The 23977-nt window shown below is 48.6% G+C and carries 23 protein-coding genes; 18 read left to right on the top strand and 5 right to left on the bottom strand.

Annotation, left to right across the window (positions count from 1 at the left end; translation table 11 throughout):
• The first annotated feature begins 15 nt into the window (after positions 1 to 15).
• From ACGHP5_RS03165 to ACGHP5_RS03090, 16 genes are all read left to right on the top strand, one after another.
• Positions 16 to 1059 (top strand): Gfo/Idh/MocA family protein, encoded by a 1044-nt coding sequence (locus tag ACGHP5_RS03165; protein WP_390568014.1) that lies wholly within the window; start codon positions 16 to 18, stop codon positions 1057 to 1059.
• 13 nt (positions 1060 to 1072) lie between these two features.
• Positions 1073 to 2164, top strand: a complete 1092-nt coding sequence (locus ACGHP5_RS03160) for a DegT/DnrJ/EryC1/StrS family aminotransferase (RefSeq protein ID WP_390568013.1) — start codon at positions 1073 to 1075, stop codon at positions 2162 to 2164.
• A complete protein-coding gene (locus ACGHP5_RS03155; RefSeq protein WP_390568012.1) occupies positions 2164 to 3369 on the top strand; it encodes an ATP-grasp domain-containing protein in 1206 nt (401 codons plus the stop codon). Before ACGHP5_RS03160 ends, ACGHP5_RS03155 begins: the two co-directional genes overlap by 1 nt.
• 140 nt (positions 3370 to 3509) lie before the next feature.
• Positions 3510 to 4565 carry an acetyl-CoA carboxylase biotin carboxylase subunit family protein gene (locus ACGHP5_RS03150; protein WP_390568011.1) on the top strand — a complete coding sequence of 352 codons (1056 nt, stop codon included), beginning with the start codon at positions 3510 to 3512 and terminating at the stop codon, positions 4563 to 4565.
• Positions 4558 to 5634 carry a hypothetical protein gene (locus ACGHP5_RS03145; RefSeq protein ID WP_390568010.1) on the top strand — a complete coding sequence of 359 codons (1077 nt, stop codon included), beginning with the start codon at positions 4558 to 4560 and terminating at the stop codon, positions 5632 to 5634. The genes ACGHP5_RS03150 and ACGHP5_RS03145 overlap by 8 nt, the downstream gene beginning before the upstream one ends.
• Positions 5635 to 5639: 5 nt before the next feature.
• On the top strand, positions 5640 to 6971 hold the full coding sequence (locus tag ACGHP5_RS03140; protein ID WP_390568009.1) for a hypothetical protein: 1332 nt from the start codon (positions 5640 to 5642) through the stop codon (positions 6969 to 6971).
• Positions 6956 to 7882: a glycosyltransferase family 2 protein gene (locus ACGHP5_RS03135; protein ID WP_390568008.1), complete on the top strand. Its 927-nt coding sequence runs from the start codon at positions 6956 to 6958 to the stop codon at positions 7880 to 7882. Before ACGHP5_RS03140 ends, ACGHP5_RS03135 begins: the two co-directional genes overlap by 16 nt.
• A 5-nt stretch (positions 7883 to 7887) precedes the next feature.
• Positions 7888 to 9123 (top strand): glycosyltransferase family 4 protein, encoded by a 1236-nt coding sequence (locus ACGHP5_RS03130; RefSeq protein ID WP_390568007.1) that lies wholly within the window; start codon positions 7888 to 7890, stop codon positions 9121 to 9123.
• Positions 9116 to 9697 (top strand): serine O-acetyltransferase, encoded by a 582-nt coding sequence (locus ACGHP5_RS03125; RefSeq protein WP_390568006.1) that lies wholly within the window; start codon positions 9116 to 9118, stop codon positions 9695 to 9697. The genes ACGHP5_RS03130 and ACGHP5_RS03125 overlap by 8 nt, the downstream gene beginning before the upstream one ends.
• A 5-nt stretch (positions 9698 to 9702) precedes the next feature.
• Entirely contained in the window at positions 9703 to 10845 is a 1143-nt protein-coding gene (locus ACGHP5_RS03120) for an EpsG family protein (protein ID WP_390568005.1), read from the top strand.
• 296 nt (positions 10846 to 11141) lie between these two features.
• Complete coding sequence (locus ACGHP5_RS03115) at positions 11142 to 11900, top strand: glycosyltransferase (RefSeq protein WP_390568004.1); 759 nt, start codon at positions 11142 to 11144, stop codon at positions 11898 to 11900.
• Complete coding sequence (locus ACGHP5_RS03110) at positions 11900 to 12961, top strand: glycosyltransferase family 4 protein (protein ID WP_390568003.1); 1062 nt, start codon at positions 11900 to 11902, stop codon at positions 12959 to 12961. The genes ACGHP5_RS03115 and ACGHP5_RS03110 overlap by 1 nt, the downstream gene beginning before the upstream one ends.
• A complete protein-coding gene (locus ACGHP5_RS03105) occupies positions 12958 to 13500 on the top strand; it encodes an acyltransferase (RefSeq protein ID WP_390568002.1) in 543 nt (180 codons plus the stop codon). Before ACGHP5_RS03110 ends, ACGHP5_RS03105 begins: the two co-directional genes overlap by 4 nt.
• Before the next feature lie 68 nt (positions 13501 to 13568).
• Positions 13569 to 13910 (top strand): acyltransferase, encoded by a 342-nt coding sequence (locus ACGHP5_RS03100; RefSeq protein WP_390568001.1) that lies wholly within the window; start codon positions 13569 to 13571, stop codon positions 13908 to 13910.
• Between the two features lie 171 nt (positions 13911 to 14081).
• The gene (locus ACGHP5_RS03095; protein WP_390568000.1) at positions 14082 to 14789 is read left to right on the top strand and encodes a WecB/TagA/CpsF family glycosyltransferase; all 708 of its coding nucleotides are present in this window, start codon (positions 14082 to 14084) and stop codon (positions 14787 to 14789) included.
• Between the two features lie 109 nt (positions 14790 to 14898).
• Entirely contained in the window at positions 14899 to 16020 is a 1122-nt protein-coding gene (locus ACGHP5_RS03090; protein WP_390567999.1) for a nucleotidyltransferase family protein, read from the top strand.
• Between the two features lie 296 nt (positions 16021 to 16316).
• On the opposite strand, the gene tnpC is transcribed toward ACGHP5_RS03090, so the two are convergent.
• Both tnpC and ACGHP5_RS03080 read right to left on the bottom strand, forming a co-directional pair.
• A complete protein-coding gene (tnpC, locus tag ACGHP5_RS03085) occupies positions 16317 to 16955 on the bottom strand; it encodes an IS66 family transposase (RefSeq protein WP_390568393.1) in 639 nt (212 codons plus the stop codon).
• Positions 16936 to 17205, bottom strand: a complete 270-nt coding sequence (locus tag ACGHP5_RS03080; protein WP_390567998.1) for a transposase — start codon at positions 17203 to 17205, stop codon at positions 16936 to 16938. The genes tnpC and ACGHP5_RS03080 overlap by 20 nt, the downstream gene beginning before the upstream one ends.
• 646 nt (positions 17206 to 17851) lie before the next feature.
• Here ACGHP5_RS03080 and ACGHP5_RS03075 point away from each other — a divergent pair.
• Entirely contained in the window at positions 17852 to 18457 is a 606-nt protein-coding gene (locus tag ACGHP5_RS03075; RefSeq protein WP_390567997.1) for a hypothetical protein, read from the top strand.
• A 617-nt stretch (positions 18458 to 19074) separates the two neighbouring features.
• Here ACGHP5_RS03075 and ACGHP5_RS03070 read toward each other — a convergent pair.
• Genes ACGHP5_RS03070 through ACGHP5_RS03060 form a run of 3 tightly spaced genes read right to left on the bottom strand, consistent with a single transcriptional unit; the run spans position 19075 to position 23095 of the window.
• Positions 19075 to 19992: a lysine exporter LysO family protein gene (locus tag ACGHP5_RS03070; RefSeq protein ID WP_290532210.1), complete on the bottom strand. Its 918-nt coding sequence runs from the start codon at positions 19990 to 19992 to the stop codon at positions 19075 to 19077.
• 5 nt (positions 19993 to 19997) lie between these two features.
• A complete protein-coding gene (locus ACGHP5_RS03065) occupies positions 19998 to 22658 on the bottom strand; it encodes an AsmA-like C-terminal region-containing protein (RefSeq protein WP_390567996.1) in 2661 nt (886 codons plus the stop codon).
• Complete coding sequence (locus tag ACGHP5_RS03060) at positions 22655 to 23095, bottom strand: GNAT family N-acetyltransferase (RefSeq protein WP_390567995.1); 441 nt, start codon at positions 23093 to 23095, stop codon at positions 22655 to 22657. The genes ACGHP5_RS03065 and ACGHP5_RS03060 overlap by 4 nt, the downstream gene beginning before the upstream one ends.
• Positions 23096 to 23256: 161 nt before the next feature.
• Here ACGHP5_RS03060 and ACGHP5_RS03055 point away from each other — a divergent pair, with 161 nt between their 5' ends.
• On the top strand, positions 23257 to 23976 hold the full coding sequence (locus ACGHP5_RS03055; RefSeq protein WP_290532212.1) for a polyprenol monophosphomannose synthase: 720 nt from the start codon (positions 23257 to 23259) through the stop codon (positions 23974 to 23976).
• The last annotated feature ends 1 nt before the right edge of the window (position 23977 follow it).

Raw genomic sequence — 23977 nt, 5'->3', positions numbered from 1 at the left:
TAGCTTAAAAATTTTATGATCAGAATAGGTATTATCTGTCCTTCGGAGATCGCCTTCAGGAGATTTCTTCCCTCTCTACGCAATGTGAAGGAGTTTACTTTCGCCGGAGTAGCCATTGCCTCGCCTGCAGAGTGGGCCGGAGCGGAGAATGTTACTGACAAAACATGTGCATCCATCGAAAACGAACGCATCAAAGCTCAACCGTTTATCGACATTTATGGCGGAAAAATCTTCGAAGGTTACGAAACGATGATTCGTTCCGACGAAATCGATGCCGTATATCTACCTCTTCCACCGGCACTGCATTTCAAATGGACCAAACGTGTTCTTGAGTGCGGCAAACATGCCTTCGTGGAAAAACCCTTTACAACCGATCTTACAGATACACGAGAACTGCTGCGGATTGCAGAAGAAAAAGGTCTCGCCGTCCATGAGAACTACATGTTTGTCTATCATAATCAGTTGAAAGCTATTGACCAACTCATAGAAGAAGGAGAAATCGGCAAGGTCCGTTGCTATCGGATTTCTTTCGGATTTCCTCGCCGCGCATCCTCGGATTTCCGCTACAACAAGGTCCTCGGAGGCGGAGCTTTGCTCGACGCCGGCGGATACTGTATCAAGTATGCCGATCACCTGCTTGGGGAGTCCGCTCGACTCGTTCATGCCAACAGTTATTATGAGTGCGAGTTCGATGTGGACGTTTTCGGCTCGGCTACTATGGTGAACAGGCAGGAAGTCATCGTGCAGATGAGTTTCGGTATGGACAATGACTACAAATGCGAACTCGAAGCATGGGGCAGCACGGGGACTCTAACTACGGGCCGTATCTTGACTGCTCCCGACGGTTTAAAGCCTGAGATGATCATCAAGCACAACCAGAAATACGCCACTGCAATACTACCTGCCGACAATGCATTCGAGAAATCCATTCGTCGTTTTTATGAATGCCTGGCCGACGAAGAAGCCAGGAAAGAAAACTATCGAGTAATCGAACGGCAATCCACTTTCGTCGATGACTTTAAAAGATTATCCGCTTCGAATCAATCTGATTTATATTGAAAAAATATTTAATATGGCAAACAGAAACATATATGTGACAATGCCAACATTGGCGCCGCTCACCGAAGTAACTGAAATTTTGCAACATGTTTGGAAGAGTGGAGTTATGACCCATAACGGTCCTGTACTCCAGGAATTTGAACGAAAGGTAGCTGCATGGCATGGATTAAAGAACCATGTTGTCGTCGTCAACGGCACGATTGCCCTACAACTGGCCATCAAGGCATTGGAGCTTAAAGGCGAAATTATAACGACGCCGTTTTCTTTTATCGCAACAACCAGTGCGATCATGTATGAAGGATGCACCCCCGTATATTCCGACATCGACCACGAGACATTAAATCTCGATCCCGCCAAACTGGAAGAAAAGATTACGGACAAAACGGTCGCCATCATGCCGGTGCACGTGTTTGGCAATCCGTGTGACATCGAGGCCATCGATGCTATAGCGAAAAAACATCGTCTCAAAGTAATTTATGATGCCTGCCATGCCGTAGGCGTTACCTACAAGGGGAGGAGTATATTTGCATACGGAGATGTTTCATGCACCAGCTATCACGCTACCAAAATGCTCAACTCGGGCGAAGGCGGGGGTTGTTTTACGACCAACGACGCTCTTCATGAAAAGATGAAACGCATCCGTTTCTTCGGATTTTCGAACGACAAGTCCAATATTGCCGAGGTCGGTTCAAATTACAAGATGACTGAAGTACATGCATCGGTGGGCCTTGCCAATCTTAAATACCTGCAGGCTGCGTTAGACGACCGGAAGGAAAAATACATGCGCTACAAGGATTTGCTTTGCGCAATTCCCGGTTTAAAATTCCAAAAGATCAACGGAGATTGCAACTATAGTTACTTTCCGGTAATTTTAGATTCGGAGGCGACGCTGCTCAAAGTCGAGAAAGCACTCAATGACGAACATATTTTCCCACGAAGATATTTCTATCCCTCGCTCAATACCTACAAGGACCTGATTCCTTATGCGGGCATGCCCGTATCGGAGGACATTGCAAGCCGTATTCTCTGTCTGCCGCTGTATTATGACTTGACCAAAGAGGAGGTAAAGCGTATTGCAAGCATCATTAACAGCACCCTGGCATAATGAAAAAACTACTGTTATTGGGCGGCGATGCGACTTTGCTGCCCGTTATCAAGTCTGCTAAGGCGAGGGGTTATTGTGTCATCACCTGCGATTATCTACCTGACAACATTGCTCACAAGTACTCCGACGAATATATAAACTACAGTACTACAGACAAAGAAGGGATTCTTACATGGGCCGAAGCAAACAAAATTGACGGCGTACTGACATTTACGGATTCAGGCGTTATCACGGCTGCATATATCTGCGACCGAATGGGATTGGCCCGACTGGGCAGCTATGAAGCTATTGAGATCATACAGAATAAGGATCAATTTCGAACGTTCCTCCGCGAAAATGGTTGCAATGCTCCTTTATTCCGGAAATATACCAAACGAGACATGCCCGAAATGGAGCCGCTGGATTTCCATTTTCCGGTCATGATCAAACCGGTCGATGCTGCCGGCAGCAAGGGAGTAACAAAGGTCGTCGCAAAAGAGGATTTGTGCAGTGCCTGCGAGTATGCGCTGGAATTTTCCACCCGCAAAGAGATTATCGTGGAAGAATTCATCGATCCGGTCGGTCCTCAGATTCATGGTGACTGCTTTGTAAAGGACGGTAAAATAGTCTTTATCTATTTAGGTGATCACCATTTTGATGCCGGTATAAACAATCTGGTCCCGGTATCGACCACATGGCCCTCGGTTCATTCGGAAGAGACGCTGAAAAAAGTCGAGCAGCAAATTCAAATGTTCATCAACAAGGTCGGTTTTATGAATGGCTGCATGAATATCGAAAGCAGAATCAGCAAGGCCGACTCAAAGGCTTATTTGATTGACGTCGGAGCGCGCAGTGGAGGAAACTATACACCTTATGTAATTCAGTACGCTTCCGGTTTCAATTTCATTGAAGCAATGCTGAATTTTTCCATGGAGCGCAAACCGTATGCCCAGACCGTAAATAAGCAGGGATTCTTCGCCTATCTTGTCATTCATGCCGAAAAGGACGGAATCCTTGCTAAGGTAACGATCGATGATCGCCTGAATGACAAGATTGTAGAGCGTCATGATTATATACCTGCTGGAGGTCATGTCCGCTCTTTCCGGGGAGCAAATGCGGCTATCGGTATTGTAATCGCCAAATTCGACTCGATGGATGAGATGCAGCAGGTATCCAATCATTTGAATGAATATATCCACGTCGAGAGTATTCCTCTCGTCGTGTGATACTCACCTTTGACAGGACACAACGGCGAAAGATATAACGCTAAAATCAAGTTTCTTACATATACTCCGTACAGCTTATGAAACTGGCAATCATAGGAGCTTCCCCCGGACAATATTACTTATGTAAAAAAGCTCGGGAGATGAATATAGAAACCATATGTTTTGCATGGGAAAAAGGTGCCGTGTGCAAAGATATGGTTGACAGATTCTATCCCGTCTCCATTACCGAAGAGGAGGAAATCCTGCGTATCTGCATGCAGGAAAAAATCGACGGCATCGTATCCAACGCATCAGACAAAACCTCTGAACTGGTAGCTTTCATTGCTGAAGCCATGAATCTTCACGGTACGAAAAGAAGTGTCATTAAAGCGACAAGAGATAAAACCTATACTCGTGAAATATCCCAACACGTTGAAGGTCTGACACCGATACGTTATTACAACTACAAGGACGGTTCTCCGAGGTTTCTACCGTGTGTAGTAAAACCGGTTCCTGGAGCAGGTAAGAGAGGCGTTTCTTTCGTCAATACGGTTGTCGAGTTTCGACAGGCCGTACGTTATGCAGAGGCGGAACCGCACGAGGCCATTCTGATAGAGGACTTTATCGAGGGCCGAGAGGTTTCGGTTGAAACCATTTCTTTTGAAGGCAGGCACCACGTCATTCAGATTACGGACAAGCAAACGACAGGCGCCCCTCATTTTCTGGAACTGGCGCACCATCAGCCATCGACCGTAAACCCGAAGGTACGTGATAACATTTTGAATACCATCCCACGTCTGCTCTCCGCCGTCGGTTTCGAGAATGGAGCCACCCACACAGAGTTAAAAATCGACAGCCAGGATCATATTTATCTCATTGAGATTAATGCCCGAGGAGGAGGAGATGAAATATCCAACCAACTTGTCGAATTAAGTACGGGTTACGATTATGTCCGCGGTATGATAGAAGTCGCACTCGGTATTTTCAGGGTTCCGACAATAACAGAGAATCATTGTTCAGGAGTCTATTATCTATGCGAGCAAACCGCATGTAGGCTACCGTTCTTCAGAGCTGCAAAAGGCAAACCGTGGCTGGTAGAGATGACCATGGACTTGGACAATTTCCACCTCACCGCTGCAGCAAGAAACAGGGATCGGAACGGATATCTGATTTACCGGTCGGACCACAGAATCACGGATTTTATCGACAATGAATAAACTACGCGAAATAGGCGGTGGGAAATGGATATCTTCTGCCGAAATCGAAAAAATCAACCGGACGGAGTCTTCGGATGAATTCGTCCTCATTGCCTCCGATGAAATCCACCTATCGACTTGCAGAAGCGGATTACGGCTTATTGCAGAGGAATCAACCTCTAAAAAGATCCTCATCCCTTCATATACTTGTTCCACCGTCATAGAACCTTTCGTTGAAAATGGGTGGCAGGTAATCCCATATTCGATCCAGGGGAATCTTATGATCGACTGGAAAGACCTTAAAATAAAAGTCGACACGATTCAACCTTCTGCCGTACTTTTTCATTCCTATTTTGGTTTCGACACGGTCAACGATAACCCCAAATATATCAATAAGCTGAAAGAGCAAGGCATTTGTATCATCAACGATCTGACCTGTATCATGCTCTCCTCTTTCGATCGTCTGAAATCGGATTATCAGATAGGAAGCATCCGAAAATGGCTGCCGGTCCCCGACGGAGCTGTATTCCGGGGACCTCTTACCACCGGTCGGCTTGAGGAAGACACGGAACTTGTAATGGCGAAAATGAAAGCATTTATGTCCAAAAGCGACTATTTGGCAAAAGGTGAAGGCGATAAGGCGGCTTTTCTTAAGTCTTTTTCCGTGGCCGAGAAGATACTCGACTCGAGGCGGAAGCCTTACAGAATGTCTTCTTTGTCCAAAGCGATTTTCAACCATAAGGATTTAAAACAGATCGCCGACCGTCGAAGATCCAATTACGCGGTACTTTACAAACGTATTGTCAAATACAAGGCGCTATACCTTCCTTTCGGTTTGCCTGGTGAAAGAGTCGTTCCCTACTATTTACCGGTTATGGTAGAAAATCGCAGGGAATTACAGGCATACCTGGCTGGAAAAAACATCTACGCAACCGTATTGTGGACAATGCCCGAAAAATTCAGGTATACGTTAAGCGATAAAGACGCACAATTATATAACACCATCCTTTGCTTTCCCATTGATCAGAATTACGATAAGGCCGATATGGATTATATGGGAGACGTGATCGATCGTTATTTCAAGAATTAATCAGAATGGATTTCAACGCTTTCTATCTTCGTTCCCGGTTTTGGATAACGGATTACCTAAAAGGTTCCCCCATAGGGAAACAATACAATGATGTCAGGTATATCGACACCCATACCAAAGAACAGTGTGCATCGATCATCGAGCACAAACTGCATGCGCTGTTGATGCATGCGCAAAAGCACACCGAATTTTACGCTCGCTTCAGTAGCCTTACCTTGACAGACTATCCCATAATGAACAAGATGTTGCTCATCGAGAATATGAGCAGGATCCAGGTAGTTCCGTCGGAAATTCCGAGCCAGATCGGGGATGTTCATATTCAACGCACTTCGGGATCGACGGGAGTTCCCCTTGCTATTCCTCAGGATACGATCAAACGTCAGCGGCGAATTGCCGAATTAAAATATTTCGGCCACATGGTAGGCTTTACCACGCATGAAAAACTCGTACACCTAAGGACTTGGAACAAATGGCAGAGCAAGACAAACAGCCAAATCAGATTAGAAAACATCATCCCGTTCGATATCAGCAAGTTCGGCCCTGAGGACCTGGAGAATCTATGCAACCTTCTCGTAACCGAAAAAGTAGTTTGCATACGGGGGTATTCGACGACAATTGCCAACCTGGCGACATATGTCAAAAATGCTCCGACAAAATGGAGATTTCCACATCTCAAGGTAATCATAGCCGGAGGCGAGGCTCTGTACGATGATGTCAGGCAAATGGTAAAAGAGTGCATGCACTGCGAAATTATTTCGCAGTATGCAGATGAAGAATGCGGCATACTTGCTCAGGAAAAAGTACCGACAAAAAGCACGGACAACGTGATGTATTTCAACCATTCCAGTTATATCTTCGAGATTCTGAAATTGGATAGCGTTGAACCTGCTGCCTATGGAGAAGTCGGACGCATCGTCATCACCGACCTTCACAATTATGCCTTTCCGCTTATCCGTTATGATTGCGGCGATACCTGCATCATGATGCCGCCCAACGAATACAGCAACGGGTATCCCGTGATTGACAAACTGTACGGACGGCGTTTTGATCTCACGTATTCAACTGACGGCAAGGCCGTATCCCCTCTTGCATACGGCCGCATACTTAAAAACTACGACATCGTTTCTCAGTGGCAATTTGTACAACTCGATGAGAAACGATATCAGCTAAGGCTGATGTTGAAATCGGGTTCAATAGAACAACTGTCGGAGGCGATAGTACTCTTTAAGGAGATTCTCGGGAAAGATGCGGATTTGGAAATAAAAGAGGTGGAGGATATCCCCATACTCTGTTCCGGCAAGCGAAAACCGGTCATAAATAAATGGAAAAACATATAAACAATCGGAGCATGGAGGATAGTCATCCCTTGCTGTTAACGGTCTGCTGCACCTCATACAACCAAGTCGACTATATCAGGCAATGTCTCGAAGGAATTGTCATGCAGCGGACCTCTTTCAGATTCGAAGCTGTCATACACGATGATGCATCGACGGATGGGACACAGGATATTATCAGGGAATATGCCGAAAAATATCCCGCGATCATTAAACCGATCCTGCAACAGGAAAATCAGTTCTCCAAACACGACGGATCCCTGCGCAGGATCCTGATCACAGCCTGTAAAGGGAAATATACGGCCAACCTGGAAGGAGACGACTATTGGACGGATCCGCTCAAACTCCAAAAACAGGTTGATTTTTTAGAATCCCATCCTGATTACGGCATGGTAAGAACGAATTTCAGCCGGTATTATCAAAATGAGAACAGGCTTGAACCCGGTATGTTCGAATCGATGCTCAATATGACCGATACACATCAGGACTACATTCTTAATGCTCGCTTCGCGGGCCCCTGCACCTGGGTATACCGAACCGAATTCGACAGGAACAGGCCCATTTTTGACACCTCCAGGTATTTCGGAGGGGATTTGGCACTTGTTCTTGAAATAAGCCGCTTATCGAAAATAAAATATTTAGGCGACAATACGGCTGTCTACAGGATTCTCGGCAAAAGTGTCAGCCACATGGTTTCCGCGGAAAAGACCCTGCTTTTCCTGATCAGGCTGAAGAATACCCGCCTGCTTTATGCCAAGCTACAACCGCTCGGCTTCAGGATGAAATTCTGGGCGACCGTCTGCCGCTCCTATAGGAATAAATACAAGTCGGCGCATCGGTATAAGGATTGGTTCAAGGCCTGCGCAACAGATTTCTACGAATTGTTGTTTGCTCGTAACGAGTATTTCGGATAGACAATATGAATATACTCTTTTCCTGTGACGAATACCCTCCGGTAAAAAGCGGAGGGATAGGTACCGTAACGAAGATAGTGGCAGAGGAGCTGGCCCGAAGAGGGCATAGGGTATATGTAGTCAGCGGCGTTTTACCGGAAGTGACGCTGCCTGCCTACACAATCGATAATGGTGTCCGAATCTATCGCCTCTCCTATTTCAGTAAGTTTGCATGGATATTCAAAAATGCTGAAACAGGCGTGGAAACACTTTCGCTGAAATTACTTCAGAGATCGGGATTGCTGGCCAGACTGGCTCAAAAAGAATTTGTCAAAACCCATGAATTCATTAGAAAAATTATTCGGGAAAAGCAAATCGACCTGGTTGAATTTCCTGATTACCTGAAGCTTTCCGATTATTATAAATCTCGGGTGAAGATCGATTTTCCTAAATACGATATTCCTGTGGTTGCCCGTGTCCACGGTAGCCAGTCATTTGCTTCCTATTACCGGAATGGAAACATCCAAGCGGTGGACAGGTACAATGACTCCTCCTTTTTCAACCACGCTACAAGGATTCTTGCGGTAAGCAGGTTCTCCGCAAATTTTGTAAATGACAAGTTGGGCATAAAACGGAAGATCGACGTGATCTACAATCCACTCAATTTGAAGGGACTTCTAAAGATGGCAGAGGCTATTTCCAAAGGAGGTGAACGCACCAAAAACATTGTTTTCCTGGGAAAGGTCGTGGAAACCAAGGGCGCTTTCAAACTTATCGAGGCTTACAATAAATTAGCACTCAAACATACTGATTATAAGTTGATAATGATTGGAGGCGGAGAGATCGACAAAGGGAAGTCCATGGTAAAACAGGAGCTGCGGGATCAGGTAATATTTACCGGTTATCAACAGAGAGAAATAGTCTGCAGGTACTTGAAAAATGCTACTTTTTGTGCAGTCCCCTCATTTTTCGAAAATTTCAGTATGGTGGCTTTGGAAATTATGGCATTAGGTAAGGCGCTGATTTTTACTGCGGCGGCATCCGGCAGGGAGGTGATCGAGGACGGCGTTGACGGCTTGCTCGTTGACCCGCATGATGCGGATGAGATTTGTAAAAAAATGGAAATGCTCGCAGAGAATGAAACTTTAAGGGAAAATATCGCCCAAAAGGCAGCTGAGAAAATCAGGAACTATTACACCATTGATACAATCGTTTCCGAGCTCGAAGCATACTACAGTCAACTTATCGAAACTCATGCGTAAGATCAGCATAGGATTCAAATCCGTACTATTCTTTCCGATCATCGGCCTGCTTTATTTGCTGATCGGTACCCGCAGACGCAATCTCATTCAGAGCGATGCAGGTAAATGGAGCGAATGGAAGAAAGGTCCGTATGGTTTCACCGGCCTGATTTATCTGTTTGCCGTATACAAAGAGTTCCGTTCTTTGTACTATTATCGGGTCGGTCCTGCAGGAAATCTATTTTCCGGTATCATTAAAGGGGAAAGTTGCCTTTATTTACGTTGCCCGAAAATTGGAGCAGGTTTTTTAGTACAGCATGGATTCTCCACCATCATCAATGCAGATTCTATCGGAGAAAACTGCAAGGTATTCCAGCAAGTTACCATTGGTTATAATGGAGACCGTCGGCCCACGATCGGAGACAACGTTATGATTTGTGCCGGAGCCAAGGTTTTAGGCGGTATCACCATCGGCAGCAACGTCATCATCGGTGCGAATGCAGTTGTAGTCCACGATGTTCCCGACGGCTCAGTGGTATGTGGTGTACCAGCAAAGGTGATTGGCCGTGTGGCTTTCGTTGACAATCTGAAATAAGGATCATGCTGGAAAGTATAGTTGTATACTCATTCACAGCTTTGATTTTATATCAGCTGGCACTACCCTATTTGAATCCGAACTGTTCCCGCAAGTTTTGGACGGCCGATATGATTTGGTCGGTGATCGTTTTCGCATTTATAGCGGGAGCACGTTATAAGGTGGGAGTGGATTACATAGGGTATTTAAACAGTTATAACGAGATATTGTCGGGCGAAGAATTGTACAGAGATGATTTTGAAATCGGGTTCCTGCTTATTTCTCGGTTACTGGCAATTCTGGATGCGCATTTTTTCTTCTTCTTTGCATTATGGGCATCGGTTCAGATCGGATTTGTGTATTCAGCAATGAAAGACAGCCGTTACATAATACCTTACCTGGCACTGTGTATCATGCTTGGGCCCTATTTCCTAACCTGGATGAACGGCATCAGGCAAACGGTTGTAGCCTGTGCGTTTGTATGGGCTGTCCGATTTATAAAAGAGCAGAGACTCAAACCGTATCTGCTTTTCATTGCTCTTGCATATACCATTCACCATTCCGCATTGATTCTTTTACCTTTCTATTTGCTCGGAAGGAAAAAGGAAGTTTCAGACACGACAGCAAAAAACCTGATTATCCTATTCATATGTATTTTTTTAGGTTCTACTCCTACTTGGATCAGCTCCCTTTCTTTTTTGGGTCCGCTTCTGGATACGGTCGGATTTGACAGATACGGAGGAGTTTTCGATGCAATGAATGAAGGTGTGACCAAATTGGTAAGATTCGACTGGGGACCCACCAAGATCGCGGCTCTGCTGCTGGAAATCTTGATTATCATCTATTATCCGAAGATGAGGAAACAGTTTCAGCAGACCAAGATCGATATGTTCTTTCTACTTTTCTTTATTGGAATATGCTGGTATTATCTGGTGATGAACACGGTCCATCAAATGATCCGCCCTACGGAGTATTTCACCATATTCCGCTTGCCTATGACGGCCTATCTTCTCTATTATCTGAAGAAAGTGATCAGGCGGGAAGACATCTTCCTTTTCGCCTGTATACTTTGCTTTTCCTACATCGCCATTACAATTTATAAAGGGTATATTAATCCGGTAGACAGTTATTCGACGGTTCTCTATCATTTCTTCTTTGAAAAGGTGTGAAAAAGCTGCTAATTATTAACAAAGCCCCTTACGGCTATTTGATCGATTCGTACAAATGGTGCCTGAACCTGAGGGACAAATACGATGTCACATATATCGGATTGGGCTTGCCTGACCCCGGGGTAGATACCGACAGAGTTAAGGTCATTTCGGTTCGGTCCCGAAAGATGAGATTCCTCAACGGTATTTCATTTTTTGCAACATGCCTTTATCATCTGATTCACTTCCAAGGTATCGTGATCGTCGTTTTTTTTGAGCGGTGCGTAATACTCAAAAAGATTCTACCCCGGAAAACGATGCACCTGGACATCAGAACGCTATCCGTAAGCAAAAATGCAGTATTCAGGCAGCGCTATGATTACCAAGTTAAACAAGCAGTTGCCGTTTATGATTCTGTTTCGACAATATCGGAAGGTATACTGAAAAAGCTACCTATCGGAAAAAAGAAATCTGTGATTCTGCCTCTCGGTTCGGACGTGATCTCTACCGCAAAAAAACATTATGAAGATATTCGACTGATATATGTCGGTACTTTTGACGGTAGGGATTTGCATAAGACCATCGAAGGGTTGTCTCTGTTCATCATCCGAAATCCTCATGCCGATATTGTTTACCATATCGTAGGATTTGGGTTCGGCGATACGGAAAAAAAGCTGCGAGAGTTAAGCATGGAGCTTCGTCTCGAAAACAAGGTCGTATTCCACGGCAAAGTTCCACACGAAGCGTTATCAGGTATTATGATGCAATGCAACGTCGGCGTATGTTTCGTACCCATTACCGACTATTACAACATACAACCTCCTACCAAAACCTATGAATATGCAATGTCCGGTCTTTTCGTAATAGCTACTGCGACCGACGAAAATAAGAAATTGATTACCCAAGACAATGGCATCCTAATAAACGACACTGCCGAAGATTTCGCTTCCGCGTTGGAATATATCGAAGCAAACAACCATCTTTTTGCAGAACAAAAGATACGTGCATCATTGCAAGATTGTACATGGGAGGCCATCGTAACTGGTACAATGATCCCATTTTTGGAAACTTTATAATGAAAATATTGATTATTACGCCCGAGATACATCGTTTAGGTGGTGTAGCAAACCATTACCTCGGTCTTTCCCCATACTGGACAGAACACGTTTCATACCTGTTTTACGGCAAGCGCTCCGACAAAACGCCCACCTGGCTGACAATTTTATTGTATCCATATGATTATTTCAGATTTATATGGAGTTCGATTAGGGGAAAATACGATGTCGTTATTATCAATCCCTCCTTACGCAAAGCCCAGGTCATCCGGGACGGGTTGTTTCTACTCCTCACAAGAGCTTTCGGGAGGCCAGCAGTAACCTTCATTCACGGTTTCGATACGGATTATGCGGCACGGCTCGCCGAAAAAGGTAAATTATTCAGATGGTGTTATAATAAGTCCGCATTCATTTATACGCTCTATAGCGGCTTCCGAAATCAGTTGCAGAGAATCGGCATAACCTGCCCCATTGTGCTGACAACTACTAAAGTTGCGGATGAAATGTTGGCGGGAGTAACTATACCGGCTCGAAAAAATATCATAAACATACTCTTTGTAGCTCGTATCGTCAAAGAAAAGGGCATTTTCATCACGTTAAGGGCTTACGAGGAACTACAACCGAAATATCCGCAGTTACGGCTTACCGTATGCGGAGACGGCCCGGCACTGGCCGATGCAAAAAAATACACCGCGGACCGAAAAATCAAAAATGTCATCTTCAAAGGCAATATAACCGGGAATAAGTTACGCGACATGTACCTGGATGCAGACTTGTACATCCTCCCGACTTATCAGGAAGGCATGGCTACCTCGGTACTCGAAGCAATGGCGTTCGGCCTGCCGGTCTTGTCCAGACCGGTAGGAGGCGTCAGGGATTTCTGGAAAAACAAGGATATGGGATTCCTTATGGAGTCTTTAGGCAGCCACGATTACGCACAACAAATAGAACAATTGATAGGAGACAGTTCGCTCGTAGAACATATTTCCACTTTCAACCGGCAATATGCCAGGGACCATTTTCTTGCTTCGAAAGTGACTGAAAAATTCGAAGATGACATCAAAAAATTTCTGACTGTATGAAACTCAATATATTGAGAGGGGGGGGGATCTGCACGATACTTTATTACGCGATCGGATACTATCTGCCAAATAGAAACAATCCTATTTTAGGCGAATTGTCAAGGCGGTTCAGAGGAGCGCTTTGCCGTAGAATTTTTGCAAGGACCGGCAAATGGATAAATATCGAGAGCCATGTTTATTTCGGCAGGAACCAGATCCGTTTAGGAGAAGGGAGCGGTCTCGGCTCCCATTTTCACCTTCAGAATTGTGAATTGGAAATAGGGGATTATGTCATGATCGCTCCTAATGTAAAAATCTTAGGCGGCGGCCATAAATTCGAACACAAGAACGAATTGATCGGCAAGCAGGGTAATTATTCTAAAAGTCAATTGACTATCGGGGATGATGTTTGGATCGGAAACAGTGTTATCATCCTCGGGAAAGTTTCACGAATCGGGAAAGGAGCCGTTATAGGCGCCGGGAGCGTCGTTACTAAGAATATACCCGAATATGCCGTAGCAGCAGGTAATCCAGCAACTGTTATTAAATATAGAATATGATATTCAGGGAATCCATCAGACTGGCAGCAATCTGGATGAAATATTTCTATTCCACCAAATTACTTGGAATGGATATAGCCAGATCAGCAAGGATTTCTTTCGGAACGCATTTGGACAAGGTGTATCCGAGAGGTATCCACATCGGCGACGAAAGTTACACGGCATCGGGTGCGGCCGTTTTTACCCATGACTTTTGTAGAGGAATTCATGCCGACACCTACATAGGCAGGCAGTGCTTCATCGGAGCGAATGCCATCATCATGTGCGGGATCCATATTGGTGACAACGTTGTGGTCGGCAGCGGTGCAATCGTAACCAGGGATATTCCTTCTAACTGCATAGTCGCAGGTAATCCGGCACGAATAATCCGGGAAGGAATCCAAACCGGGAAATACGGACAGATCTTATAATTCATTCCTGCCGCTCCATGTTCCCAAAATTAGCCCGTACATACGAGCAGATAGTCCGATAAATGAGACGAACAGCGTTTTGGGTCAAGTACAATGAACTACGCTTCCGGAAGCCCACCATAATCAACCGCTTACAGAGTTTATTTCAAGAATCGAATTTAATCTAAAATTATGAACAAGGTTTCAATAAACGGGGTAGAAGTATACCCTTTTACCTCCGACAAAGAGTTGCTTGCGCATATAGATGCGCATAAAAGAATTCTTGTCGCTGTCAATGCGGAAAAAATACTTCATGCAACCAATCTGACACGCGAAATTATTAACCAAAACTGCGGTTATTGTGACGGCATCGGAGCGGTAGTCGCATTAAGAAAAAAAGGATATCAAAATGTAATCAAGATAGCCGGATGCGAGTTGTGGCTGAAAATAATAGCAATGACCTGGCAGCAAGGCAAAAGTTATTACCTGGTCGGCGGCACGCAAGCAGTAATTGAACAAACAGTCCGTCAACTAAAACAAGATTTTCCGAATATTATAATTGCGAATTATCGGAATGGATATATCAAGACGCAAGCAGAAAAAGAACTCTTGCTTAGAGATATCGAAGAACTGAGACCGGATATAATTTTTGTAGCAATGGGGTCGCCTAAACAGGAATTGCTGATGGCGGAGATGGCTGCAAGACACGACGCTATATATCAGGGCCTGGGCGGAAGTTTCGATGTTTACACCGGCAAAGTATCACGGGCTCCTGAATGGTGGCGAAAGCACCAGCTGGAAGGACTTTATCGATCTTTGGCCGGTTTTAAATGGTCGAAAATGAAAAGACTATTCAAAGCCATGCCTTTTTGGTGGAATGTTCTAACGAATAAATATTAATAATTAAAGTGGTATTACAATAAAAAAGACCTTTTACAGAGCCTTTTAGGTACGATCATAACATGTTGATACTTAAAAGATCATCACACGCCGAATATAATCGAACGATATGCATGAACCTGATATCGGTTGCAATTCATACCATACCCATGACAAATTACTTGTCTTGTTGCGCGCTGGACTTCACACTCTTCCTGAGGAAGATATAACAAATATGCGATTCGGGGAAACTGACTGGCCGCAGCTCTACAGATTGGCTGTCAAACACGGAATATTGGCGATCATATGGGATGGATTGCAGCAATATGTTACGCAAAGACGAATTACAACTACAGAAGAGCCGGATCGAAACCTGAAATTACAATGGGCATACAACATAAAACAAATCGAAGATAAATATCAGCGGCAATTGTCCATAGCCAATGATTTGTCCGACCGGCTGTTTCGGGAAGCAGAGGTCCGTATGGTGATCTTCAAGGGTCTTCCGTTGAGCAGTTGTTATCCGGTGCCGCAACATCGGGAATGCGGAGATATCGATTGCTGGATGTCGGGAGGATTCGCCGATGGAAATCGGTGGATCGAAAATCGAGGAATCAGGGTGAATTACGAAAATCCCAAACACGCCACATTTACCTATAAAGGAGTGAGCATTGAGAATCACGATACTTTTTTCGATACAAAGACGCATCGTATCGATCGAATTCTTGAGTGCGCGATGCATAACTTTATCGAAAAAGAGGGATACAGCCAGGATTCTCGCACCGGATTACAAACACTTTCTCCGACCGCACATGCTCTATTCCTGTTACGTCATACCTCGCGGCATCTACCGACAGGTATTGCGCTTCGTCATTTGACCGATTGGGCTCTATTTATTAAAAAACACGGTCATGAAATTAACTGGAAGGCGTTAATTGGAATTTTAAAACAATGCAATCTAATGACATTCTGGAATGCTTTGAACGGCATGATCTACGATTCAGGATTGGTCGATCGCTCCTTGCTTCCAGCGTTTCAACGAATACCAGATATCGAACAACGCTTACTGAATCATATTCTGGAACCGCCTGCGTTTGATACTGATTCCCGGATTCTCATTAAACGAATCAGGAATAAAATTCTACGCAGGCACAATCAAAAATGGATTTATTGCGATGTTCTTCATGAAGTATATCTGCTTCGCATCTGGCAATCATTTATAGCACATATCAGAAAGCCTGACTCCATTTAACAGGAATATCGGAATCTTTCAGAAAGCATTATATCGGGAATGAATTGCTTCATTCCCGCTTGTCGTTTATAATGGGTATTTGACCGTCGACTAAAGTCACCTATGGATTTCCCTTGCATCACAATATTACGTAAGCATCCGATAAATTGCATATTTGGAGTTATCAGCCTTGTCATCAGTATGTCATTAGCGTTAGTGACATGGTAGAGACAGCATAGTGTCCGTCAGTCGTGTGTCAGTAGTTGTAGTGACAGCCCAATGACAGTGCTTACGCAGTCATGACAGCGAGGAGAGGTTTATAATGCACTTGTGGTGTGTGCTTTTCGCCAGTTTTCAGGGAGTAGTTCAGCGAAGTCCTTCTTTCCGAGTTCGTATTGCGGCATTCTGGATAGGATGTCTTCCATCCATATCCTCGGATCGACCTGTGCGGCCTTGCAGCATCCGATCAGCGAGTATACGATTGCAGCTCTTACGGCAGCAGCATCGTTGCCGCAAAACAGATAATTTTTGCGTCCGATGGCCAGAGGTCTGATGGCATTTTCGACGAGATTGTTATCGATACGATATCGTCCGTCCAGCACATAGCGGGATAATTTAGGCAGGATGGCATAGGTATAAGCTATGGCTTTCCCGATACGGCTGGGGTCGAGTACTTGTCGATAGGTTTGTTCCAGCCATTTTTCAAGGGCTGTGATTAGCGGATATGCCTCCTTTTTGCGCTTGTCCCGGCGCTGTTCGTAGTCCAGCAGCGCTTCATCGGCCTGCCGTTCTATTTGGTAGAGTTTTCCGATGTATACGAGAGCCTCGGATGCCAGCGTATGGTTCTCCTCGAGCGCTTCGGTAAATTTACGTCGGGCATGTGCCCAGCATCCGAGCATCAGCTTGCCTTGCAGCCCCTCGAAGCGGTCGTAGACATTATACCCGTCGCTCTGGATCGCCCCCCTGATAATCTTTTAGGAGTTTCATTGCCGTGCGGGCACTACGGGAGCCCATGTCGTAGTGGAAGAACAGATTCCCCGCCACAGCATCGCGCACGCACCACATATAGCCTTTTACGGTACGATGTTTCTCGTTATCGATAATCGGCATCGTACTCTCGTCCGCTATGGCGTTTGCAACCCGCACACCATTCTGGAACCGGTGTGCGGGCTTTTTGTGCCCATATGTGAATGCTATTAAAGGCATTCGAACACCATTAAAACAGCCTTAAAACAAAATATACAAGAAAATAACCCCGTAAACTCTTTTCAGAATATACGGGGTTTCACAAAATTGACATCGCAAATAATGTATATGTAGCAAGTGCCTGCTATGGCCTTTTTTAATCACTTACAACTCATCTTTTATGTTTATCAATTTTGCGGCCAAAAAGAAGTTATAGAATTCTATTGATTATACAAGAAGATTCCGATAAATATTTCTGTAAATATAGCATAATTCTTCAAATTAAAATTGTGCTATCCGAAAAAATAACGGGCGGGGCGATGCATTACGCGAAGTAGGTCGTGGAAAACCCGTAAGCAATAACACAAAGCCCACGCCCGTTAAGGTCGTTGCTCTTGAAAACACCTCGCCCCTGCGGGCGCGGGACTGTGAATCTGCCGCTTACTGTAAATTTCCACGTTTACTTCGCAGCAAATGCTGCCCGTCTTTCGACGGATAGCAATACAAAGATATAAATAAAAAATAGATTCCGAAGAAATCCCGGTATGTTTTTTCCAATAAACATCACTCAATCACACAAATAAGATGGAAACAGGTCATTTTGTTTGCCGTAGATAATTCCTTATGCAATGGTCGAGCCATTTGGCCGTCAAAAATACAAATACAGATGGATAGATTGTTACGCACATCTTTATATCGGGCTTTGTTAAAATCGCCGACTCGGAAAGTCGTTTCGGAAAACAGATTGCGGAACTACTTTCACGATTTTGCACGACAGGTCACAGCCATCGGCGACGATACGGATGCTCTATCGGCATTAAGAACCTTGAACTACGCGCATGTTCAATTTCACTCCCTTCTTCGCCGGGTTTCCGAGCAGGGCACTCCACCGCCGCATTATCTATCCCGGTTTATCGACATGGCTATCGAATTTATCCGCATGGAAAAAGAATTGTTGTATTATCGCCTCGAACATTCGCAGTATTTCATCTCCGGGTCCGCCCCTCAGTCACCGCTCTATTGGTCGAAGGAGCATTCAGCAATCAGCGTTTCGGAAATCCTTTGCGGGCTCGATCGGATGACCCCGAAGCCTTTGCTGCTGGCCGACGGTACGGCCGCTCCGTTCAATCTGGTCGTTCGGGTCTTCGAGGATACGTTGCATGTCAAACTCGGCGATCCGACCGATGTCAAACGCCGTGTTCTGGAGCGCAAAAAGGATCGCACGAGATTTACCGAGGCATTACTTTACATCTTGAACAAGGAGGACGAATAACGATTTTTACAGTAACTTTTTATATCCACCCGGATATTCGGGTATGCAATTGGGAATCCTAAAAAGGGCCAACTTTACCGCCGAAATCCATACATGCATATTATTAGAGATGGTCTTGAAGTGGCGCTCGATGAAGACGAAAACGTGACGGTTTTTTATTCCTTGCTGCCCGGCGATTTCAACGTGGCTGGATGACTGGACGAAAACTATATTTACAAACGAAAATGAGAACTGACATCAAGCGCCCGCAACCTTGACGAAGCTTTTCTTTATATGAAATTCACCCTACCGAAATTGAGCGATTTATCAATTGTAAAATCAACTTTGGTTTTTAGGATTACAGCAATTATCTTATTTTCAATATTAAAAGATTTTTTGCCTATATTCTGCATATTTTGTATCTTTGTATCGGAGTCTTTGACAAGTTAAATGGAATGTAAAGGACACGCGATGTAGAGTTGACAAATCATTACCTCGGCTTTTACCACACACTGTTTGTCAGATAGTTAGATTTAATTAGTACTTTTGACATCAAAAGTACATAAAATTCCCGCGGGCGAAACCCGCGGTTAGTTACCGACCGAAAAGCGGCAATACCATGCGGCCAATCCGCATTGTCAGATCGAACAGAAGAACGTCACCAGAAACGGGACGCTGAAATCGAGCGCACAGCCGTGGAAAATCGAAACCACGGCATAGGGCCGCCCGGCAGCCTGCGTGATAATAGGCAGCGTGGTGTCGAAGGTCGTCGCGCCGCCGATCGACACGGCGGCCAGCGGTCCGCACCAGCGCGCCACGAGCGGCGCGGCCAGCAGGGTGAAGATCTCACGCATGACGTTGCAAAGCAGGGCGATCGTCGCCAGCTCCGGTCCCCGGAGGTCGGCGATGAAGATGCTCGAAAGCGAATAGTAGCCGAATCCCGCGCCCACGGCCAGCGAGTCGGACAGCGACCATCCGCCGAGCAGCGGCGCAGCGAGGGCTGCCCCGGCCAGCGTGCCGACAGCCGTGGCCACGGGCAGCAGTGCCAGCCGCGGATCGAGCCGCCGGACCCGCCCTGCGAGGGTGCGGTCGTTGCCCAGCGTCACGCCGACGCAGAACATCAGCGCATAGAGCACATAAGCACTGATTCGCGATCCGGCCACGTCGAGCGGCATCAGAAGCCCCGCAACACATCCCGCAACGAAAAAAGCGACGATCACGAGACTGCCGCGAAGGGCCGTCCGCGCAGAAACGGGAGCTTCGGCCGCATCTCCGCCGTCGCCCGCAGACATGGTGCGGCCGCGAATGCGCCGCCACAGCAGCCATGCTGCGAAGACGCTCCCCGCAACGGACAGCACGAAGATCGCAAAGGCGGCCGCCCCGAGCGTCGCCAGAGAGCCGACGACCGCCGGATCGGAACCGACCTCGACGCCCAGCAGAAACAACAGCGCCCAGATAATGAAGGTGATCAGACGTTGTACGAAGGCGAGGCGCCAGCCGATAAGCAGACGCCCCGTCACAATGCCTCCGATGATGACGGCGAATATCGCAACCATTCCGGCTACTCCTTTTTCGCCGTGAGTTTTTCGATCTGCCGCTCGGCCTCGGCTTGGAGGTTGGCGGCCTGCTTCTCGGCCTCCTGCACCAGCTTATCCCCGCCCTTCTCGGCGGCGATCTTGGCCAAAGCCCCCTTCGAAGCCGCAGCCTCGACGAGTTTGGCGCGCTGCTCCTGCGCGGCGGCGATGAGCTTCTCGCCGGCGCGCTTCGCCTCGGTGCGGAGGTTCTCGGCCTGTCTGGCGATCTCTTCCGAGAGCGATTCGCTGCCCGTGAGCTTCTGGATCTGCTCGTTGACGACGTTCTTCACGGCCTCCTCGGCAGCCTCCCTGACCCCGAGGGTGATCTTCGGCGAGGAGAACGTGCCGCCGATGTTCACGCCGACCGACTGGAGCGTCTTTCCGCCCGGGACGGCCACCTTGGCCTTGTAGTCGATGGTCTGGTCCAGCCCCGTCGAACCCGAGAGATTGATGTTCACGCCGCCCATCTTCAGGTCGAAGGGCTGCGTGGTGATGCGCCCGTCCTTGATGGCGAAGCGAATGGCGACATCCCTGGCCTCGATTTTCCGCAGTTCGTCGTTGCCCAGCGCCTTGGCCAGGGCATCGAACGCCTCGATATTCTGCACGTGGATATTGGCCGACCTGATCTCGCCCGTGGCGTTGAGCGACCGCAGGTCGGGAGACATGGCGGCGTCGAGCGACGTGCCCAGGTCGAGCGACAGCGAGTAGTCGCCGCCCGTCTTGGCGAAGATCGGCACAAGTTTCTGCACCGTCTCCAGCTCCTCGAAGGTCTTCTGGAACGAAGCCCCCGAAACGGCGGCGTCGAGCTTCAGAACCGGACGCGCCGGGTCGGCGGCCGTCGAATAACTTCCCGAAGCGGTGGCCTTGCCGCCGAAGACGCCCAGCGCAAGCCGTTCGAGCGACAGCGCACCGCCGGCAACGCGCATCTCGCCCGAGATGTCGCCGATCGTCATTTTTTCGAAAAGCACCTTTCGCAGGTCGGTGTTGAGCGAGAGGTTCAGGTTGCGCGGAACCTCGATGGCCCGCACCGGTTCCGCCGAAGCCTCTTCGGCCGCAGCCTCGCCTTCCGAAGCGGGCATGGCATCCATGATCTCGTTCAGGTCGAGCAGCTCCGATTTCACGTAGAGACGCCCCGAAAGCAGGTCGCCCCGCAGCAGGTAACCGATGTAGCCGGTCAGCTGGCCGTTGGCCGAAAGGTCGCTCTTGCCGACCGTCAGGCCGAACTCCCCGAGCGTCATCGCGGCGGGCGTGACAGTGGCCGCTGCGCGGCGGATATGGACTGCCGGGAGGCCGGGGAGCGTCAGCCCCACTCCTTCGACGACGAAGGTTCCCTGCGCGCCGAGCTGTTCGTAACGGTTCTTTTCGATGTCGGACATGCGGCCCGAAAGTTTCAGGTCCGCGGTAATCAGACCGCCCAGATCGACGCCCTCCTCCAGCGGATAGACCTCCTTCACGGCTCCCAGGTCGACCCGTCCGTCGGCCGAAGCGCGGAAAACGGGGTCGCTGACGAGATTCGTGGCGTAAAAGGTCGCGGCAACGGAATTTCCGGCCATCCGGAGTCCGAATTTCGAGAGGTCCACGACCGTCTTGTCCATCACCGATCCGGGATTCGAAACCCTGGCGGCGATGTTGATGTCCGTCACGGCCTTGGGCAGCGAAGAGTACTGGAAGCTGCCGTCGCGGACCTCGGTTTTCAGTTCGAATGCCGGAAGCGCCGGGCCGCGCATTTCGCCCTTGGCCCAGAGTTCCATCGACAGTTCGCCGCCCGCCGTGAGGTTCTTGAACTCACGGGTGTAGAAGGCCGGGATCAGCGACAGCACGTCCTTGAACTGCACCTTGTCGCAGCCGGCCTTGAGGTCCATGAGCACGGCATCGCCGTCCAGTTCGACCCAGCCGTCGAGGCCGACCGAAATGGCGTTCAGACGCAGCGTATTGCGCGAGAAGGCGAAGCGGTTGTTCGCAAGGTCGGCGTCGATCACGGCGACAAGCTCCGCCTCGGCGCCGCTCAACAGCGGAATGCCGCCCGACACGAAACGCATGGCGGCGGCCGTCAGCCGCAGGTCGAGGTCGGTGCGGTCGGCCGACATGTTGCCCCGGAGGCGCAGCGAGAGGGGCGCGGTCGAGAACCGCATGTTCGTCGAGTCGTCCTCGTAGCGGATAGCGGCGTCGGAAATGCGGAAGTCGCGGACCGAAAGCCGGAACGACGACGGGGCGGACTCTTCCGCGGAAGCCTCCTCCGCGGGAGCGTCCGAGGGTTTCATCACGTCCCAGCTGACGGCTCCGTCGGCGAGTTTATGCGCATGCACCGCAGGCGACGAGAGGATGACCTTCGTCACCTCGAACCCGCTGTCGCCGAAAAGCGACATCAGATTGACGACCACCGAAATACGCCGCGCGGCGACGATCGTGTCGCCTTCGAAACGGTCGGCGCCCACCAGCGTCAGTCCCTTGAGTTCCACCGAAGCGTTGGGGAAATGGCGCAGCAGGCTGATGTCGAGTTTCTCGAAATCCAGCCGGGCGGCGAGTATCGCATTGGCCTCGCGCTTCACGATGTCGGCGATCTTGCCCCGGAGCGCAATCGGCGCGATCAGGGCGACTGCCAGAATAACGACCGCGACGACAGCCGCGATCTTCACGATTTTTTTCATTCCGTATCCGTTTTACAGGCAAAAACCGTAGTTTCCGCCTCCTTGAATCCCATTTTTGCGTACAGCCTGCGCGCAGCCCCGCGCGAAGGGTTGGAGGTGAGCATCACCTTCCCGGCCCCGACCACGGCGGCATGCGCCAGCGCCGCGCGCACAAGCGCTTCGCCCGCACCCATTCCACGGGCCGCAGCGTCGACCACCACATCCTCGATCCAGGCCTTGCGCCCCGACGGCACATCGTACCACACCAGGGTCAGCACCCCGACGACAGCGCCGCCGGACTCCGCGGTGAAAAGCGCCGCCGAAGGCCCCGCCGCCACTGCCCGCAACCGCTCCCCGGAAGGGGCCTCCAGCCGCGGCGAAAGCTGCGGCATCAGCCGCCCGAACGCTTCGAGCAGGGAATCGGTGACTTGGGTCACCTGTCGCACCTCAAGTTTCATTTCAGCACAAAGATAACCTTTTTAACGGAAACGTTGCGGCTGTGTGCGGAAAAAAGCGTACTTTTACTTCGCTGCGGCCCGCGCCTTGAAACGGCGCACAAAATAACCGTGATTTGCAAAATAATATTATCTTTGTAATTTCAAAAGATACAACATCCGCCATGCGCAAACTGGTAATCATTCCGACCTATAACGAAAAAGAGAACATTTCGGCGATGATCGACAAGGTCTTCTCGCTGCCCGAACCCTTCGAGATGCTCGTCATCGACGACGGTTCGCCCGACGGCACGGCCGCGATCGTCAAGGAGCGCCGGAAGGAGTTCCCGGGGAGGCTCCACCTCATGGAACGGGCCGGAAAACTGGGCCTGGGGACGGCCTACCTCGCGGGGTTCCGCTGGGGGCTGGAGAACGGATTCGATTATATCTGCGAGATGGACTGCGACTTTTCGCACAACCCCGACGACCTCGTGCGCCTCTACCGCACCGCGGCCGAAGGTTACGACGTGGTGGTGGGTTCGCGCTACGTGCAGGGGGTCAACGTCGTCAACTGGCCGATGTCGCGCCTCCTGATGTCCTACTTCGCCTCGATGTACGTGCGCATCGTCACGCGCATGCCGCTGCGCGACGCCACCGCCGGGTTCGTTTGCTACTCGCGCCGTGCGCTGGAGACCATCGACCTCGACGCCATCCGCATGAAGGGCTACGGTTTCCAGATCGAGATGAAATACTCGGCCTGGCGGCTGGGAATGCGGCTCAAGGAGGTGTCGATCATCTTCGTCGAGCGCCGCGAGGGAACGTCGAAAATGTCGGGAGGAATCTTCGGGGAGGCATTCTTCGGGGTGCTCAAACTCCCCTTCCGCCGTATCCGCAAACGCCAATGAT

Origin of the sequence: Alistipes sp. i18-0019-D1, assembly GCF_042852885.1 — a bacterium.
GTDB lineage: Bacteria > Bacteroidota > Bacteroidia > Bacteroidales > Rikenellaceae > Alistipes.
The sequence above is the reverse complement of the archived record's forward strand: the minus strand, read 5'-3'. Positions and strand labels throughout refer to the sequence as shown.